We start from the raw sequence: 18,641 nt of genomic DNA, 5'->3' as shown, positions 1-18,641 counted from the left end.
GATCCTTGTCAATAAATCTTTGAGCGTATACACTCAAATAGAATATAATTGACAATTCGCTTTCTACCAAGCTTTGGAAACCGTTCTGTATCAAGCTTTTTTTCGTTGACATCCAGCGCGTCTCCGTGCTAAAGTCAATCCAATTATTCTATTCTTATAGGAATTGTCAGAATTATAACCCAAAGCTAATTATTTTCCAACCCATTTTAAGGAGGCTATTCATTTGAAAAAAATCACCCAGATCACGTTGGCGGCCCTACTCGCCGCTCCGGTAACACTCGGCAGCCTTAGCTTGCCCGCTTCCGCTTTTGCAGCATCTGCAACTCCGGCTAAACCCGCCACCTCACAAAGTGTCAAAGGACCGGTAGCTCAGGCGCCAGTTGCCTATACGGAAAGCGCAGCGGATTTTGCTCAATTCTTGCAAGCGAAATACAACATTCAATTGCCGCAACAGATTACCAAAGGTGATTTCATTCAAGCCATTGCAGCCATCACGGAAGCAACTCAAGCAAGTGACAGTGAAGCCAAAGCTCCTATCTTTACCGATCTGTCTTCTGGTGATTCTTCATATGATGCTGCCGTATCCTTATACAATAATGGTGTTCTTACGGGTACAGAAGTACGTGCTAAGGATCAACTGAGCACTTATGCAGCGGTCTTCATCGCGGTGAAAGCAGCCGGATTCAAGGAACTGGCTTATACATATCCTGCAGAGAAAACAGCCAAAGCGCTTGCCAAAGTTGGCATTAGCCCGAACCGTGTTCAGGGACAAGCCGCACAGGAACTGGCTGCGGCGATCGATACAGGCCTGATTCCTGAAAGCCTATACCCCGCTCTCCTTAAGGGTGGCGTAGCAAGTAAAGATTTCGCTGATACTTTGCTTGGACGCGTATTGGTCAGTCAAGGGAAATACAAACATGAGATTGGGCGTTCCGGCGATGCGGACATCTATTCCAAACTGTATGCTGCATATCGCACAGCGGATCTGATCGAATCACCTGAGCTGAGAAAAATTGTGGATCAGGCCCTGCGAGATGATCTCGTAACAGGTTACAATCTGAAGGATAGCCGCTTTGATTCCAACTTTATCGATGAACTGACACTTACCTACGGCCACGATAGTATTCAACATGCTGTACAGTTGGTTGGTTTGTTGCGTAGCGAAGGTATTGATGCTGATGTGCAATTCCAGCCGAAGACATCTGCCTTCATTTATTTGAAGGAATGGGGCGAGCCGAAGGAAACACCTGATTATAAAGTGACACAGATCGAGAACGGTAACTATATTGCTTCTGCGAAGGAATATGATATCCAGTTCGAGTTCAACAATGTGGCAGACAAAGTTCGCTTCAACGACATTGTGCTGAAATATGCCAAAAAGAACAGTGACAGTACATCTCCACTGATTCTCAGCTCCTGGTGGCAACCGCTGTATTATTCACCAACCGCATTGGCGAACTACCCTGTCATTTCCAATAATAAGATCGCGCTTGGCAATTACTACGCTCAGTCCTTCTCTCTGAAAGAGAATGCCAAATCCATTCGGGAAGGTTTCCTGAAGCTGGCACCTGATGCGGACATTACGACGTATGACTTCTGGGTGGACCAGCCTTTCTTCAACTATCTGAACGGTGGATCTGAATAAAATAAATTCCGTCTTCAACCGAATTAAAGCTCGTATTTTGGCACCATAAGCAGCCGTCCTTACCGAATTTCACAGGGGTTTCGACCCCTAGATTCGTAAAGGCGGTTTTTTGTTCAGCATTTTGCAAATTTCTTCTACAAAATCATTTTTCTCATGCAGGAATTACCAATATAAGGTCGAATCCTTTATGTACACAAACACGCAATCATATTGCATATCTCCGCACGAACAGGAGTTACTCCATGGTATATGACGGTATTCTACTAGGCTTGATCGTTGGATTTTTTCGGGGCGGGTTGCGGCATGGGCTCAACCAGTTTGCAGCACTCAAGCTGCGAAGTGGCTGGATTTTCCCTGTATTGCTGCTAATCCAGTTCTTTATTTTCTATCTCCAGGAACGATTCGAATGGGTGGCATCCATTAATGGATATCTCTTTGCTGCCGTCTACATTACAGGGCTCGCTTTCCTGTGGCTCAACAGACACCATACCGGTTTCATGCTCATCTGGATTGGGGTATTTCTCAATTTTGCCGTTATGGCTGTAAACGGTGGGCGCATGCCTGTTTCTGTGGAAGCCTCCGCTGTACTGGGACCCTACTATGTAGACATGCTCCGGGAAGGCGGCGCCGTATCAAAGCATTTTATGATGGATGCATCTACAAATCTGCCTTTTCTCGGTGATATCATCCCACTCTCCAGCCCTTACCCACGGACTCAGGTCATCAGCATCGGTGATGTGGTCATGAATATTGGCATATTCCTTTTTATTCAATACATGATGGTGAATCGGGACAAAAAGGCTGTGCAACCTGCTAAAACTCATCAGGCTTGAAGAAAACAGGTAGACTCCAAGGAAGGGAGGTCTTCTCCATGAAAAAATTTGAAGGTGTGAAATATTCCCGCATTGTCATCAACGCAATCATCGTGGCTTCTGTCGTTGTAGCGTTAACTTCGGGATACAAGCTGGGCGGCTAGTATCCATACCACCCAACAAGACAAACAGGCTGCCAGCGGCCTGTTTTTTCTTTCTGGATTTTTGCCAGTCAACTTGTTATGTTATACATCTATATAGTATATACCGATGCAAGAACACCAATTATATATTGAACTGAACATTTACACGATAACGGAGAGGACAGAAATAACCTGAAGAAGCGAAGTGTTCGCCTTTATCCCGGGATTTTCCCTTTTGGAAAAGAGATCAAAAAATCTGGGGATAACAGCGATCGGAAGGTTGTTCTGTCATCGAAGTGTAAGTGTTAATACCCATCAGCTCAATTTATATACACATCAAGATTAGACTAAACTCAAGCAGGAGATTTTTTATGAACTTTATTCGTAACCTTATCCATAAGGCAGATCGAAGCAGTATGTATGTTATTTTGCTTAGTTGTACCGGGATCGGTGTTTTTCTATACATGAACAAGTGGTCTTACCTTCATCTAACCACGGCGGATTGGGTTATGGTCTACACCATGCTGGGTGCGGCGTTAATTCTGGATTATTTCACGTTCCAGATTCCACCCAAAGGTAATCAGCAATCCATGGATTCATCGGTTTACCTTGCCTGTATATTCATGTTTGGCGGAGCTTTCAGTTTATCTGTACTGCTTCCTGTCTCCATCATCCTGTTAATCAAAGAGCGCAAGCTCACCTGGTGGAAACACATTGTTAATTTCAGCATCTATAGTCTCATGATTACAGGAGCAGCTGCCGTGTTTGAGTGGACTGGCGGGCAATCGGGAACTCTGGACGGCTATAACCTGATTCCTTATTTTGCAGCACTCGCAGCCTACTTCATCATCAACACGATCACACTTGGCTTATTCTTTCATTTCTCAACAAAGGATGCATTACAGCAGATGAAGCGGGCATTCGTTACCGAATCCCTGCTGGTTTATTTATGTACGCTAATTCTGGCGCTTGTCCTGACGATTCTGGTTGTGCACAATGGCGTGCTTGGTCTGTTGTTGTATCTGAGTCTCAGTATTCTGCTCTCCCATGCATTTAGGCAATTGTTCGTGATGTATCAGACGATTGAGGAAAAGGCCAACACGGATCAACGTACGGGTCTGTTCAACCATAGTTATTTCGAAAGCATGTTAGAAAGCGAACTGACTAACGCTCGAACGCAGGGAACACCGCTCTGTCTGGGGCTTATTGATATTGATGATTTCAAAAAGTATAACGATCGGTTTGGCCACCTTCAAGGTGACAGTCTGCTGGCCCTGCTGGGGGATTTTCTAATGCGAAAGACGGAAGGCACACCTGTTACCGCCTTTCGTTATGGAGGAGAAGAGTTCACTTTGCTCATGCCAGGCATGGAGTTGGACGAATCCTACAGGTTCATGAACAAGTTGCGTAAACAACTGAACGACACGCCGTTTGAAGGCGTTGAAGTGTTTCCACACGGTTGTCTCTCCTTCTCTGCTGGCGTCGCGCCCTATCAGGTGGATATGTATAACAAATCCCAGCTTGTGGATCAGGCGGATAAAGCACTATATTATGCGAAGAAACAGGGCAAGAACAACGTGCACCGCCACGGCAGCAATGATGGTATGGAACACGAGATTGATCTGGTACAGGACGTTCGTGACATCGAGCAGCAGCTCAATCTGTTCAGATACAAAGATATGGATACGTTTAAACATTCCAAACGGGTCTACAAATATGCACTGGATATCAGTGAATTGCTCGCACTGGACAATGCGGAAAAACGTCGTTTCGTACTGGGAGCACTGATTCATGACATCGGAAAACTGGAGATTCCTTGGTCCATTCTGAACAAAAAGGACAAGCTCACCGCAGAAGAATGGGAAACGATCAAAGGACATGTCACCTGGGGCAAAAAAATGGTGATCACGAACGATCGCTTCGCCGATCTGATTCCGTATATTGAACTTCACCACGAGCGCTATGATGGCAAAGGCTATCCTTACGGCCTGAAGGGTAACGAGATTCCCCGGCTCTGCCGGATGCTGACCGTGATTGACTCCTTTGATGCCATGACGACAGAGCGGCCGTATCAGGAAACCAAGAACGTGGAAGAAGCCATTCGGGAGCTACGCTCATGTTCGGGTTCACAGTTCGATCCGGAGCTTGCCGAGTTGTTCATTCAATATATTGAGAAAAGAACCGCTCAGCAACAGTTGCAGTAAAATAAACAGAACTTCTTCTATAAGCCCAGAAAAAGTAAAAGCGCTATCCCCGGTCTGATCGGAGATAGCGCCATTTTCATTTTCATGGAATGAATCGTACACCAGACAACTTCATTCTCGTGCAGATTCTACATTAAGATTTGGTATTCAGCTCATGTGAGGTCTGATGCAGCTCTTTAATCATCTGCTGCAAAAACATGTTGTCTTGGCGACTGATACCGTGCTGATTGTCTTGAACAAGCATCTGATGAATGTTCTTTTTGAGCAATTCACTGCGACGTTCCAATACTTCTTGACTCATGTTGTTGCGTCACTCCTTAACATGTTTTGTAATGAATTCACGTTCTATATTAAGTATAGAGGACCTTCTCCGATAGGGAAAACGGACTCAGCCTTCCTCAGCTGGACACACCAACCCTCACCTAGCGTGACAACATTTCACCCCTTGTCGTTCTTAGATATCCTTCTAAATACTCCCTGATCCTCCCCAGCTTTCTCCAAAGACACAGACTAGGGTCTTGGACAAGCTTGCGTTATAATGATCCCATCCCTGTATAAATAAAGTACCTAAATAAGCTAATCCTAGATCAAAGGAGTTCTGCATTCATGTCCTATAAACAAATTAAATGGATGATTCTGCTGATCCCCACATTCACGGTTGGCATCTGGGAATACATTCGCCATCAGTTTCTGATGCCATACCTTTCGATGGATGCTGGAAACTGGTTAACACCCGTCATTGTTTACCTCGTCAGCGTGACTCTGCTCAGCCGATTGTTCCACATGCTCGAAGGTGCCAGGGCTGCTCTGGAGCAGGAACGTGCAGCGAAAGCAGCGCTGGAAGCTCGTGACCAATTGGCACGGGAACTTCACGACGGCATATCTCAGTCCCTTTTTCTGCTCTCAGTGAAGACCGATAAAGCAGGACGTAGTCTAGCAGGGAGCGGACATGAGCATGAGATCCAGGAGATTCAAAAAACCGTGCATGAAGTCAATACATATGTAAGGCAAGCTATTGCCCAGTTGCGTTTTGTTCCTTCCTTTACGGTAACATCAGAAATTATTTCACTGCATGCGCAGGTCGAAGTGCTCGTCAAGGAAACGGTACCTGGTGCACAGATTCATTGGGACCTCAAGGGTGTAACGTTCTCTGCCAAGGAACAAGTGGAACTGCTCGCTTGTATCCGGGAGGGACTACTGAATGTACGTAAACATGCGCAGGCTACCCGCGTTCAGGTTCACGCGGAAGGTAACCCAATTGCCTGGTTCATTTATATTCAGGATAATGGGAATGGACTAAGTGGAGATCCTCTTCATCTGAAGGATCGGTACGGACTGCGAATTACGAAGGAGCGTGCTGCCGAGATGGGTTGGTCTTTCACCCTCGATTCAAGACCGGGGCATACCCGAATGACGATAGGAAAGGAGCATGCTTAATATGGAACATGTACGTGTATTGGTTGTTGATGATCATGCGCATGCGCGTGAAGCGATCTGTAGCATTTTATCCGAGGATAGCCTGTTTGAAGTGATTGGTACAGCTTCGAATGGACAGGAAGCGCTGGAGCTCACCGGACAATGGATGCCCGACCTGATCCTGATGGACGTGCAGATGCCGGGCATGGATGGGCTGGAAGCCACCCGTCAGATCAAGCTGCGATTCCCTTATGTTATTGTTGTTATGGTCACGGTATCGGATGATGTGACGTTTCTGTTCGAAGCACTGAAACAAGGCGCTCAAGGCTATTTGCTCAAAAATCTAACGCCTTCCACCTGGCTTGAATACCTGCGCGCAATCGTCAGTGACGACGCACCGCTCAGTAAGGAACTGGCCTACCGGATTTTGCAGGAGTTCCCCGCACCACGCAGTGAAGATGTGCAAGATAACCCGCTAACGGCGCGGGAACTTGAGATTCTGCAATGGGTATCCGCGGGATATACCAATCGGGAGATTGCCGATCAACTCGGTATTTCAGACCAGACGGTGAAGAATCATCTCAAAAACATTTTGCAGAAGCTCCAGCTTGAAAACCGGGTACAACTCACCCGCTACGCACTAGAGAGCGGGCTTGCAGGACGTAAACTTCGCAAATAAACATTGTTAATTCGGAGTCAATGATGCTTCCGACATAGGTGAGAAATGACATAGCATTCATGCTTTTGTCACAATTATGTAGACCAAATCGTTTTTTTATAGCCCAATGTAGTCATACGCAGTCATTTTGGACAAAGTTATAATGGGTTAGATTGTGTTTAAGGACCATGAATGACTACAAATCTATAACCTGAGGGTGATGATTTTTTGATTTTTACACGCTTTACCCTGAAATGGGGCAAACGGCACTGGGCATTGGTCACCTGTCTGTTGCTCGTATGTTGCCTTGTTATGCCACAGTGGGCATCTGCCCATGCTTATATTGTTAAGGCTTCGCCAGGAGAAAATGAGATCCTCGTAGCTGCTCCGGAGCGGCTGACGCTGGAGTTCAACGAATCCTTGCAGACGGCCTTTTATGATATCAAAATAACCGGCCCTGACGGCAATCAGGCAGACGATGGAAATGTAAAGATCGATGTGGATCGCCCTCATATTCTGGAGACTGGCCTGCAAGCTGGACTCGGGAACGGGACTTATGCCGTTAACTGGAAAGCTGTATCTGCCGATGGACACCCAATTCAAGGGGCGTATGTTTTCCATATCGGTGAACCATCCGGTTCTCCTGCCGGACTGAGTGATCTTACATCCGGTTCTGGTTCAACAGGTGGGCCGCTGAAATGGATTGTATCCCTGACAGACTGGATTCAGTATCTCGGATTGTCTGTCATACTGGGGACACTTGCATTCTTGCTACTCCGAATCGCACCGACATCCATGACAAGAGAACCTATGGACGTTCCGGGCAGCTACAGATTGTTATGGATCAGTTATGCTGCTGCTTCCTTTGCCGCTCTGGTCAGCCTGCCACTGAATACGTTATATGAATCTGGTGTGGCTCTGAACGAACTAAGCTGGGCACTGATCGGAAGTGCGCTCAAGCTGACATCCTTTGGTCAGATCTGGATGTTACAAATACTCATTGTAATGCTGCTGGCCGTCACGATTCTCTCCGGATATGATCGTGATCGATCCATCCGTGCTCGCATCTGGTCTTCCTATGGCTCACTTGTGCTCGTGCTTGGATGGCTGTTCACGCATGCCATGACGGGACATCCGGCTGCGGCGGATCAACGTGCTCTCGCGATTGCCATGGACTTCGTGCATCTGATCGGTTCCGCTTTCTGGATTGGCGCACTAACCGCCATGGCGATATGTCTGCCTCCACTGGCGGATAAGCTGCCATCGAAGGTGCGAGGAGAAGTCTACTGGGTTGCTATTCGCAGGTTTACCGCCTGGGGAATTGGCGCCGTAGCCGCTCTGGTTGCTACAGGAATATACAGCAGTCTGATTATTCTGCCAGCACCTGTGCTGACTTCCTTGTTCACTACAGCCTATGGCCGTGTCCTAGTCGGCAAGATCGTCCTGCTTATTGTTATGCTTGTCTTCGCCTGGCGTCATGCGCGATTGGCAAGAGCAGCAACGGGTAGCAGATTATCCGGCAGCCTGAAGGCCGAACTTGCCACCGGTGCTGTGATTCTCGCTCTGGCTGCCGTACTGACACACCTGTCTCCAGGACAACCCGCTGCGGTCGGACCGTATCAGGAGACAAAGACTACAGAAGACGGCTCGGCGATCACACTTCAGGTGAGTCCCAATGTAACAGGAGAGAACCAATTCGAAGTCGATGTGAAACGTGCAGACGGTAGCATCGTTAACGATCTGGAACAGATCACACTGTCACTCACACATCTGGACATGGATATGGGGATCTACGAGATCACCATTCCGAAAAACGACACCGGTGTGTACAAGGCTGAAGATTACATCTCCATGCCTGGACGTTGGAATATCAAGGTACATCTCCTGACCAAGACGTTGGATGCACTGGATGCCGAATTTGAGATTGATACCGCCAAGCCATAGTTACACAACGTTTATATTGAAAAGTGACCCAATCTAAAATTAGTGTTTCTACAAACTGCAAATGTAGTGAAGGGAACGAATTGATTTTGGAGAAGCGAAGCTAAAAGCTTTCTGATCTACACGAGAACGGAGAGGACAGAAATAGCGTGAAGAAGCGAAGCGTTCGCCTAAAAGCTTTCTGAAAGAAAGCTGCTTCGGAAGCATATGCTATCCCCGGATTTTACCCTTTAAGAAAAGGGAATCAAAAAATCTGGGGATAACAGCGATTGGAAGGTTATTCTGTCATCGAAGTAGCAAGTGTAATCTGCTTTTAATCACTCGAAAGAACAATTCGTAACCGAAACGGCCTTTGCAGAACGTAGACACTCATTTAAGAAAATGGACCGCATCATATATGATAAGAACTGAGAGGGGTTATTTATTTTGAAGAAAACATCATGGATTTCCAAACTAACATCCACTATCGCAACAGGTACCGCAGCATTCATGTTATTCGCCGGATTCGCTAGCGCTCATGTTACCGTTAGCCCATCCGTTGCACAGACAAGTGCATGGCAGACGTACACGATTAAGATTCCATCCGAGAAAGAACTGCCTACAACCAAAATCACCATGAAAGTTCCGGAAGGTGTTGCATTCAAGCAATATCAACCACTGGCAGGCTGGAAAATCACCACAGAGAAGAACGATTCCAATGAAGTAACATCGATTACGTGGGAAATTGACGGCGATAACGAAGGCATTCTGGCAGGACAATTCCAGCAGTTCAACTTCGTTGCACAGAACCCTAAGGCGGAAGCTGAAATAGCTTGGGATGCCTTCCAATACTACAGTGATGGCAGCATCGTAGAATGGACAGGCCAACCAAGTGATGCCAACCCGCACAGTATCACAACGATTAGCGAAGATCCGGCTGCTGCTGGTAATGCTGCGGCAGGTGGAGGTCATGCCAACGATGGACATGATAGTGCAGGTACAGAAGGCGCCACTGGAGATAATGCAGCTACCGACGATAGCAAAGCAAACGATGACACCACGCTGGGCGATGCACTCAATGACACCGTTACAGGTGAACCAAACAACACGGATACAGACCCGGGTACGCTGAAGCTTCAACAAGCAACATTGATCGTATCCATTCTGGCCCTGATCCTGTCCTTCTTGGGGATTGCGTTGGCTACACGTCGCAAAAAACGTTAAGAACTAACTTACAGTTTTACGAAAACCTGAGAAAAATTCAGATAACAAAAAGCCTATGGCATACGGGATCAAACCCGATGTGCCGTAGGCTTTTTAGCTATCATCATTTTGATTGGCTACCCATGTTTTTTACAATCCGTGGTTAAGGCACTAATCATGCCGCTCCACGGTCACACTCTTATCCACGCTGATTACCATCCGCAATTTGGCATCAGCCTTACCACCCTTTAGCGTTCCTGATCCGTCTGGATCATGATCTCAATGTATTGCAGCAAGCTTTTCTTCTGCTGTTCAATGGATTGAATACGTCTGGACAAGCCCGCAAAAAACTCTTCAATCTGCTGTCTTGTATGATCTGCGGACTGGCCTTTCCAATCGTTCAGCCGACTGTATAGCGCCCGCGCTTCTTGCTCATCGGCTTGCAGACGGGCCAGCAGCTGTGTAAGTTCTTTTTCCGCAATCCGAAGATCATTCAATTCCACCAGCAATTGTCCACCCACTCGTGTTCCCCTCCCCTATGTACGTGATATCAACGCTAGCCACCCAGAAATCCTAATTAAAAATGAACCGGACTCTCGTCCGCCTGCCGGAAAGCATCCGCCTTCTCATCAATAAAGTTCAGGAACTGGCTGGTGTGTTTCATATGCCATGTGCCAAGCTCATGAATGGATGCGTCCAATTGGGTGACAATTGGCTCCAGTCTGCGACTGCGGCTCGTATGCAGATATTGGGCCATGCGGGTTCGCACCTGATTCAGCTCCGCATTGCACTGTTGTGCATTTTGCTTCCACCGTGAAGCGACACTTTTCAGTTCTTCCGGCGTTACCTGAATCAGACCTGAAGCTCCCCCCACTGAGCCAACACCTGCAACCATCTTGTTAGTCTGCACACCAAAGCTACGCATAACATCCGCAAGCTCCGTCATGATATTGGAAGGTTCACGGGGAGTTTTATTGATTTTCTCACCAGTGGTAGGGTCGTATAGATCATTGGAAATATAACCATTCTCGAACTGATACTGCTTCAGGTCGTGGTATTCCTTCCCACCAAAGGTGTTACCCATCTTATCTCCCATGCTCATGTTGTCATTCATGTCCTTGTAATTAGAGTTGATGTAATACATGGAACCCACATGACGATCATAGCCACCAAAGAATCCACTGGCGACAAAGTCACCCGGGTGACCAAAGTTTACGATCTGATTATCGAATCCACCCTCTTCTGCCTTACGTTTCAGTGATGGAGTCAAGCTGGATATTACAGATGGCGCACTAAAGGTTACTGCCGTCATTCCCGTATGCGCTGCTGCATACTGAGCATTTCCGCCGCCTAATGAATGCCCTGTCAGAGAGAAGTCCAAATTCTTATATTTGTTCTGCATATCCTTCGCGTAGTCTTCTGCTTCGTACATTTGATTTGGAAAAGGATTCAGCTTTTTATCAATCTGTCTATCCAGCTCACCCACCGCATTATCCAAATGAGTCAGTCCGGTGACGTCTTTTACCTTTTGAATTCCACCTGATAACCAATCGGGTGTGAAATCGGTAGATTGTTCAATTTTTCTGCCCAGTTCGGGGATCGCAATCTGACCATCCGCCAGAAAATCAGGCCCTTTACGATCCCATCCGGCACTTCCTTCTGTTCCTCGGTAAGAAATGACCGCCTGCCCCGTTTCCGGATTGTAAAAAGTCACTGCGTCAAAACCGGAATAACCGTTGCCATGCGTATCCTCAAGCACTTGCCAGCCTGGTAGATTCGCATATTCGGTACCTGCTTTGGCATTTTCATAAGCCAGTTCCGACATCAGACGGTATGTTTCATCATCAATTCTTGGTGTATCCCCCATGTTATGTTCACCTCCCAAAATTCAATACAATCTACTTGGCAAAAGGATCGTAGCCTTTCTCAATGATGGCTGCCTTGATGGCAGGGCTCATTCCAAAATTTTTGATTTTTTTATCACTATAGTCATAGGAAATAGTGAACTCCTGATCCTCCTGCTCTACCACATGCCCTTCCATTGCAATCGAGTCCAGTGCCATTTCGGGTAGCAACTCCTTGCTGGTAATAACAACGTTCATCTCATACTTGTCTTTGAAATATTTGACCGCTTTCGCTTCTGCTTCTTGAAAAAGTGCCTGTTTCTCACTTTCTTTCATGTTCTGACAGCCTCCCAAAATAAAGATAGATAGCACAATTAGTAAGAATACACATACCTTTTTTTGTATTGGCCTCATACCAATCACCTTCTTCTTATGATTTCAATGTATATGTGCACCCAATGAATCAGGATCATTCACCCATGCCTTCTGCTTCTGTTAACTGAATCATAGTACAAAATCAACATGACCACATCGGCTGAGAGCATCGTTTTTATGTATCTTTCTTCCTAATATGATTCATACGCGTGTTCGCGTGTATATTACCCGATTTCCTGAATTTTGCATCAGTTTAGCTTCTCGAATTTTCCATATATAACAAAAAAGCATTCTCTTCAACACATATTGTGTAGAAAAGAAAGCCTTTTGTCTTCCGTCAACATCATCCTCACTAGCCTCATCCATACTGTCTGGCCCCGGTTTCGTCCAGTTGTTCACACACGAGATCATTGTAGGATTTACACCGTCCAATCAATTCATCATGTGTTCCAGCATCCACGAGTACCCCCTGATCCAGTACATATATGGTGTCCGCGCTTCGAATGGTACTGAGTCTGTGAGCAATGATAATCTGGGTGCATTTCAACATATTCAGATTATGGGCAATCGTCGCTTCTGTAACAGTATCCAAAGCACTAGTTGCCTCATCCAACAGAAGAACTTTGGGTCTGCTTACCAATGCTCGTGCGAGAGCGACACGTTGCTTCTGCCCTCCAGACAGATTCGAACCCGCTTCAGAGATCAGTGTGTTATACTTCATTGGCATCTTCTCAATATCGTCATGAATATCCGCCAGCTTCGCTGCGAACATTACATCCTCCAGCGTTGAACCCTCTGCATGTAGCCTGATGTTGTCATACACGGTGTTGTTAAACACAAAGTTATCCTGAAGCACGATACTGATCTGGCTGCGAATATCCTGCTGCTCCAGTTCTTCTACAACCACGCCGTCAAAATAGATATTACCCTGTGTGGGCGTATACAGCCCTACCAGCAATTTCGCCAAGGTACTCTTTCCTGAGCCTGATTTGCCAACCAGAGCGACCCTTTGCCCTGCTTTAATCGTAATATTAATATTTTTCAGCACATCTTCCCCGTAGTCCGTATACCTGAAACTGACCTGATCAATTGTAATATCCCCATTCAGCTTTACATCTCGGAGGGTCGGTGTTTTCTTCTTGAATTTATTACTTTCCTCGGCTTGAATGACATCATAGATTCGATCCAGCAGCGCATCCGCCATCACGAACTCGTTCAGCATCAAAGCAAGCGAGTTCAGCGGCCCCAGAAACAGCGCGGCCAGGGACTGGAATGAAACGAGCATACCAAGTGTCATATTCCCCTGCATAATCTGATATAGTCCCACCAGCAGAATGAGCATCGGAGTCATAAAACTCAGCGTATTCGTCACGGTATTTACTCTTGTCTGAAAAATAGCTTTTTCCTTGACCGTTGCGAGCTGACGCATGAATAGTGCTCTCCATTTTTCCCCGGTACGCTCTTCAATCCCAAGTGATTTGATGGTCGAGATGCCTTCCAACACTTCCGTCATGAATGATCCAGCCAAACTTTGGGCAACAATTTGGGTCTGTGTCAGTTTCTTGAATCTGCTACGTGTGTATACAAAAACAAGAATTTGAACCAGTCCAACACCAAGCAGTGTAAAAGCGATCAAACGGGACTGGATTACAATATACGTGAAGGTCACAACAATTAAAAATAGATTGATTAGCGTAGAGATCATCTTCTGGGATAATATCTCTCGAATGGTCGTATTGCTATTAATCCGCAGCATCAAATCCCCGCGCGAACGAATTTCAAAATATTGATAAGGCAGTTTGAGCATATGAGAGACAAAGTTTGTCGTCAGTTGGGAATCCAGCAATTCCTGAAGCCGTACGATGCACATATCCTTCATATAACTGAAACCGATCTGAAATAGGGTTAACAGCACAATGCTGGTGATCAGGACAGGAAATAACGAGTAGCCCTCACCGCTAGTGGCCGCATCAATCGAAACCTGCATCAAGAACGGAAAGGCCACCGAAACCAATTGCAGCCCCAGAGCAAGTAGAACGGTCCAACCAAAATATTTTTTGTTACTGCGAATCAAATCCTTGAAGTACGCCACTTTACTAATCTTTTTCTCGGACAAGGGTACAAAGCCCTCATCCGGATATACGAGCAAAAAAATACCTGAATATTTCTCCGCAAACTCCTGCGTACTGATAACCAGCCTTCCCAAAGCCGGATCAACAATAATGAAGTGCCCACTCGTCTTGATCCGCTCAAGCACGACAAAATGATTGTCCTCCCAGAAACAAATGACTGGCAGAAAATCATTGTTAAGTGATTCAACAGGCGCTTTTTTGGCTATCCCTTTCAAGTGATAGGTCTGAGCAACCTCTTTCATTTTGAGCATGGAGCTACCATCCCTGCCGTTTCCCAGCATTGCAAAACGTTCCCTCAGATCGGTGAAATCAGCTTCATAGCCATGATATGCGAGTAACATGTGCAAGCAACTGGGACCACAATCATATTGATTCATTTGCAGTTTGACAGGGATTTTGCGTTGTCTCTTCCGGCGCAGACGGAATACAGGCCGTTCAGGCATGATGCTGCCCCATATGGGATGACTGCTCCATAGTAGTCATCTGCTGCTGAGCGGACGCCGTTTCCATAGCGTATGTCTGAGCCATATCCCTTATCCCCTTGCCCTTTGGTCCTTCCATCATCAGTACTGAAGGCAGGTCACGATTGTACAGTCGGAGCAATTGATATCCAATTCCTGCAAGCCCTAGCATCAGTCCTGGGATTTGCTGACGACCCGGAATGCCGCATCTCCAATGATGGTTATCACGTCTCACCTGTGTCACAATGTAATTTGCCATCTGAACCGAGAACTCCTTCAACTCTTCATCCTGCAAGTAATCGGCTGCGAGAAGGAACAGCTCGAGATTGCCCATATCCCCATGGCAGAGCGAATAGCTAACTTCTGTAAACCCTTCTTCCATCGTCTTGGCTAACGCCCTGCGGATATCTGTCTCTATCGTATCCATAGCTCCCAATGACCTCAATTGCTGCGCTATCCCTACGCGGGCGATCCCTAGACCGGGTGCGCCATTACACCAGTACATAACATAGTGTTCTTCCGGCATGTTGCCATCGGTGAACCGCAGATCTTTCCAATTGTTTACTTCAGGGCTGTAGAGGGCTTCCTCATACTTCAGTCCTTCCATACAAGTTTCAAGATAGGCTTTGTTGCCTGTAGTACTGTATAGACGAGCCAGACTCAGACAGATACCTGCGTTGCCATGTGCAATACCGCTAAGTGGCGTTTTATTGATCGCTGACGTCACCCAAGCCATACCTTGATCCATCGGCTGGGCAAGATCCAGCAATCGGTCTGCGCATCGCACGGCCACATCCAGCGCTTTTTGCGATTGGAAGCTCGTATACATGTCCACACATGCCATCAATGTGCCCGCACAACCTGAGATCACATCCAATTGCTGATCACTATCAATCATATCGTCCAAGATATCGAGTAATTCCAGCGTATCCGGGTTGATCCCCGGCTCGGAACATACGTTAGCTTTATGCACCAGCAGATAGAGAAGCGACCCGTAGCCAGTGAACAATGAGATGTTTTTGTCGATGTTTTTGCGAATCATTTCCCAGGCAGTCTGAATGCACAGATTAACCATCTGCATATATTTGTGGTCACCTGTCTCCTGACTCAGATACAGATAGAAATAGGCAATACCGGTTACCCCGTTATATAACCCCAACTCGGAAGATTTGTAGATCAGCTTCTCGTCTGCATCCATACCCATACTGATCCATGACACCGAAAGACCTTCATCTCCCATAATAGCAATATCTTTTATGTACTCCCCAATCCTCACGGCTTCTTGCAAATATTCTTCTTTGGTCATGTGTATTTGAGTTTCATTCAATATTTCCGGTCGGACGCTTTCCGTGCTTTTCTCCATGGCGAATGAGCGTTCCAGGACATATTTAGTCTGGATTGTACGCTCGGTAAACTCCCATTGCATATCCATGTCTTTGGGATTCATCGCCCGCACTTTATCCGCGGTCTGCGTTAAAATATCGGAGGAAAACACGCCGTCAATCGCTTGGTTGTCGTAGTGGTGGAACAACATTTGCTCACCGATAAACGTCTGGAACATGGGTACATCGCCATGCAATAGATCATGGCACTCATATCTCACCAGTTTTTCACGATCACGATCCTGCCGCACAATCATCCACATCATGTCGAACAACAGATTCTTATCCAACCCGTCTCTGAGATATTTCGGATGGGAACTGGCTTCAATCAGCGTAAAATAGGTAACGGTCGGACGAACAATGGTACGTACAGCACAACCATGGAAGTCATTGCGGACTGTTGAGATAAATGACTCCTTTTGCTCCATAATAGCACTGTATATGCGATAGAAACCCTCCTTCAAACTTTGGATATATCGCTCAGGTTTAATGGGTGTATGTTCATATGAAGGCAAATGACTAAATCGACTCACACTCACCTTGCTTCGTTGGATTCTCATGGTATCGGTGTTTTTATCATGAATCTCATACGTATTGAGTACCTGATCCACATCCCCTGCAAGTCCGCTCAGATCACTGTGATACAAAGCGTTGGAATCCAACGTTGGTAACATGCTCGTTTTTAACACGGAATCATTCAATATCGAAAGGGTCTTCTCCAGCGCTGTATAGTGTGCCTTCTCCTCCTCATATTTGAAAGGTTGATTATGCAACAGTGATTCCAGATCGACGAAGAAGGGATGCTCGCCCTGAGCAACAATGTTCTCCATATGCATGTCTGTTGCATTAACGGCATACAAAATAGCGAGATACTGCCCCTGCCGTTCAAAAAAGCGTTCCGCTCCCTCCAGACTGGTGACTTCCTCATAGGGAATGAATTGCTGCCAGCCATATTCGGCGCGATCCAGCGATTTGGCAATACGGAAGGGTAATCCTATTCGCTGATCGTTAAACCATTGCAACAGACTGGCAAAAGCGGTGTCGATGGCCATGTTCCTAGGTTTGTACATGACATTGACCCCTTCGGCAAATGCCAACCGCAATACACTAGCTCCACCGTTATGGGAATCCCCGAGAAATACGATATCCTCCAGCTTATCCAGCTTGAAATCAAAAAAAGATTCCAGTTCACGACGATCTCTTGTCAGCCGCTCCAGAACACGCATCATATTCAGACTGATCCGAAGAGTGTGCTCGACAAGTCCTCGTGCAAGAACAGGATATTCCAGTAGTAAGGAGAGAATCTGATCCCTGGACTGCATGTTCTGGTTCACAAAGTGCAGATACCGCTGCCGGGAATCCTCACCTCTCAATTCATCTTGCAATCTCGCTTTATTTAATTCATAGATTAGTGTCTTGGCAGACATGTGGAACACTTTATCCGAGACGGTCTTCAGAACAAGCCCAGTAACACGTCGTTTGTCCAGCCATTCATATCCATCATTCAAGCCGTCCGTCATGATCTGAATGGATCGTTGCAGGAAGGGTCTAGAAAACTCAAAGAACGGGATTTCTTCCGTATTCCCCTCAATAAAATATTCGATCTCCAAATGCTCATTCTCCAGAAATGTGCTGCAGAGTTCCTGATGCCAGGGCATCTGCACAAAGTCGTACATGAAGCCTGTATCGTTAAACATAGCCTGCACCGTCTCCATATTCATGGATTCAGCCTGGAAGCGATTGGACAATAGCTCCTGGTCCTGAAAAAACTTTTCAAGCCATTTCTGCATCCTTCCCGACTCGGAAGTGTGCTCCACAGGCATGTCCCCATGCTGAACGTCAGCAGTTATATTTTTTTCATTTATATCAACAGCAATTTCCTCGCTAAATAAGAGATCATTGGGAACTTGGGCAGCATATCGCTGCACAAACTGCTTGTATTTCTCCGTTAAGTAGAGTGCATAACTCCACCGGGAGTCATGTAACCGCTCCTGTATGTTCATCGTTTTATCTCCCCTTCTATTGGATGGTTCGTGCCCAAAACCTCATATAACAAAATCAAGCACATAACTGAAATCAGCTATGTGCCCGAAGATAAGAGTAAAAATTAACAACAAGTCAGCCAAGAAGAAGGTGAAACCGAATTATAATGACATTCATGACTTACCGTACAGAATACACCGCCGCTTGCTTCAACATCAATTACAGATACCGCACCTGTAATGACCATCAGCTCATCATCACTGATGTCCTCAATTGCTCCCAATGCTTCGAGATTGAATTGTTTCATTGAAAAAACCTCCATTCAATTTTTTTTATATGTATAGCTTAAAAAAAGCTAAACACCAAGGTTGAATTCAAGTCTTTACAATCCCAAAATATTTAATTTATGTAATTATTTCCTATATTCATCCTAGCACAATTTGCTATTTTTTGTAAATCCATT

General features: G+C 46.1%; 14 protein-coding genes. 7 read left to right on the top strand and 7 right to left on the bottom strand.

All coding sequences use genetic code 11. The features are described 5' to 3' along the window. Window positions 1–223: 223 nt before the first annotated feature. The 3 genes from C161_RS23390 to C161_RS23380 all read left to right on the top strand — a co-directional run bounded on the left by C161_RS23390 (window position 224) and on the right by C161_RS23380 (window position 4,804). Window positions 224–1,645: a hypothetical protein gene (locus tag C161_RS23390; protein ID WP_036673140.1), complete on the top strand. Its 1,422-nt coding sequence runs from the start codon at window positions 224–226 to the stop codon at window positions 1,643–1,645. A gap of 242 nt (window positions 1,646–1,887) precedes the next feature. Further along, window positions 1,888–2,478 carry a DUF5317 domain-containing protein gene (locus tag C161_RS23385; RefSeq protein WP_036616686.1) on the top strand — a complete coding sequence of 197 codons (591 nt, stop codon included), beginning with the start codon at window positions 1,888–1,890 and terminating at the stop codon, window positions 2,476–2,478. 493 nt (window positions 2,479–2,971) lie between these two features. Next, window positions 2,972–4,804 (top strand): bifunctional diguanylate cyclase/phosphohydrolase, encoded by a 1,833-nt coding sequence (locus tag C161_RS23380; RefSeq protein WP_051449905.1) that lies wholly within the window; start codon window positions 2,972–2,974, stop codon window positions 4,802–4,804. A gap of 133 nt (window positions 4,805–4,937) precedes the next feature. On the opposite strand, the gene C161_RS32820 is transcribed toward C161_RS23380, so the two are convergent. After that, the gene (locus C161_RS32820) at window positions 4,938–5,105 is read right to left on the bottom strand and encodes a hypothetical protein (RefSeq protein ID WP_017691019.1); all 168 of its coding nucleotides are present in this window, start codon (window positions 5,103–5,105) and stop codon (window positions 4,938–4,940) included. A 305-nt stretch (window positions 5,106–5,410) separates the two neighbouring features. On the opposite strand from C161_RS32820, the gene C161_RS23375 reads away from it, so the two are divergent. From C161_RS23375 to C161_RS23360, 4 genes are all read left to right on the top strand, one after another. After that, the gene (locus C161_RS23375) at window positions 5,411–6,241 is read left to right on the top strand and encodes a sensor histidine kinase (protein WP_036616684.1); all 831 of its coding nucleotides are present in this window, start codon (window positions 5,411–5,413) and stop codon (window positions 6,239–6,241) included. A gap of 1 nt (window position 6,242) precedes the next feature. After that, window positions 6,243–6,899, top strand: coding sequence for a response regulator (locus C161_RS23370; RefSeq protein ID WP_036616682.1), 657 nt, complete (start codon window positions 6,243–6,245; stop codon window positions 6,897–6,899). A 207-nt stretch (window positions 6,900–7,106) separates the two neighbouring features. Continuing rightward, a complete protein-coding gene (locus tag C161_RS23365; protein ID WP_051447442.1) occupies window positions 7,107–8,822 on the top strand; it encodes a copper resistance CopC/CopD family protein in 1,716 nt (571 codons plus the stop codon). 423 nt (window positions 8,823–9,245) lie between these two features. After that, window positions 9,246–10,022 (top strand): YcnI family copper-binding membrane protein, encoded by a 777-nt coding sequence (locus C161_RS23360; RefSeq protein ID WP_036616680.1) that lies wholly within the window; start codon window positions 9,246–9,248, stop codon window positions 10,020–10,022. 227 nt (window positions 10,023–10,249) lie between these two features. On the opposite strand, the gene C161_RS23355 is transcribed toward C161_RS23360, so the two are convergent. The 6 genes from C161_RS23355 to C161_RS23330 form a co-directional block, all read right to left on the bottom strand. Then, complete coding sequence (locus C161_RS23355; protein ID WP_017691024.1) at window positions 10,250–10,522, bottom strand: hypothetical protein; 273 nt, start codon at window positions 10,520–10,522, stop codon at window positions 10,250–10,252. Window positions 10,523–10,578: 56 nt separating this feature from the next. Beyond that, window positions 10,579–11,868: a lipase family protein gene (locus tag C161_RS23350; RefSeq protein ID WP_036616678.1), complete on the bottom strand. Its 1,290-nt coding sequence runs from the start codon at window positions 11,866–11,868 to the stop codon at window positions 10,579–10,581. 31 nt (window positions 11,869–11,899) lie between these two features. Continuing rightward, entirely contained in the window at window positions 11,900–12,181 is a 282-nt protein-coding gene (locus tag C161_RS23345) for a hypothetical protein (RefSeq protein ID WP_036616676.1), read from the bottom strand. Between the two features lie 397 nt (window positions 12,182–12,578). Beyond that, complete coding sequence (locus tag C161_RS23340; protein ID WP_051447441.1) at window positions 12,579–14,795, bottom strand: peptidase domain-containing ABC transporter; 2,217 nt, start codon at window positions 14,793–14,795, stop codon at window positions 12,579–12,581. Next, window positions 14,788–18,198, bottom strand: a complete 3,411-nt coding sequence (locus C161_RS23335) for a type 2 lanthipeptide synthetase LanM family protein (RefSeq protein ID WP_036616674.1) — start codon at window positions 18,196–18,198, stop codon at window positions 14,788–14,790. The genes C161_RS23340 and C161_RS23335 overlap by 8 nt, the downstream gene beginning before the upstream one ends. A gap of 104 nt (window positions 18,199–18,302) precedes the next feature. After that, window positions 18,303–18,485: a type A2 lanthipeptide gene (locus C161_RS23330; RefSeq protein ID WP_036616672.1), complete on the bottom strand. Its 183-nt coding sequence runs from the start codon at window positions 18,483–18,485 to the stop codon at window positions 18,303–18,305. Window positions 18,486–18,641 lie beyond the last annotated feature (156 nt).

Origin of the sequence: Paenibacillus sp. FSL R5-192, assembly GCF_000517845.1 — a bacterium.
Classification (GTDB): domain Bacteria; phylum Bacillota; class Bacilli; order Paenibacillales; family Paenibacillaceae; genus Paenibacillus; species Paenibacillus amylolyticus.
Note: the sequence above shows the minus strand (reverse complement) of the source record. Positions and strands in the feature narration are given on the sequence as shown.

Excerpts from the sequence above, each read along its gene's own strand:
- C161_RS32820 (WP_017691019.1), bottom strand. The coding sequence starts at position 5,105 with ATGAGTCAAGAAGTATTGGAACGTCGCAGTGAATTGCTCAAAAAGAAC.
- C161_RS23370 (WP_036616682.1), top strand. The coding sequence starts at position 6,243 with ATGGAACATGTACGTGTATTGGTTGTTGATGATCATGCGCATGCGCGT.
- C161_RS23340 (WP_051447441.1), bottom strand. The coding sequence starts at position 14,795 with ATGCCTGAACGGCCTGTATTCCGTCTGCGCCGGAAGAGACAACGCAAA.
- C161_RS23385 (WP_036616686.1), top strand. The coding sequence starts at position 1,888 with ATGGTATATGACGGTATTCTACTAGGCTTGATCGTTGGATTTTTTCGG.
- C161_RS23345 (WP_036616676.1), bottom strand. The coding sequence starts at position 12,181 with ATGAAAGAAAGTGAGAAACAGGCACTTTTTCAAGAAGCAGAAGCGAAA.
- C161_RS23380 (WP_051449905.1), top strand. The coding sequence starts at position 2,972 with ATGAACTTTATTCGTAACCTTATCCATAAGGCAGATCGAAGCAGTATG.
- C161_RS23335 (WP_036616674.1), bottom strand. The coding sequence starts at position 18,198 with ATGAACATACAGGAGCGGTTACATGACTCCCGGTGGAGTTATGCACTC.
- C161_RS23350 (WP_036616678.1), bottom strand. The coding sequence starts at position 11,868 with ATGGGGGATACACCAAGAATTGATGATGAAACATACCGTCTGATGTCG.
- C161_RS23330 (WP_036616672.1), bottom strand. The coding sequence starts at position 18,485 with ATGAAACAATTCAATCTCGAAGCATTGGGAGCAATTGAGGACATCAGT.
- C161_RS23375 (WP_036616684.1), top strand. The coding sequence starts at position 5,411 with ATGTCCTATAAACAAATTAAATGGATGATTCTGCTGATCCCCACATTC.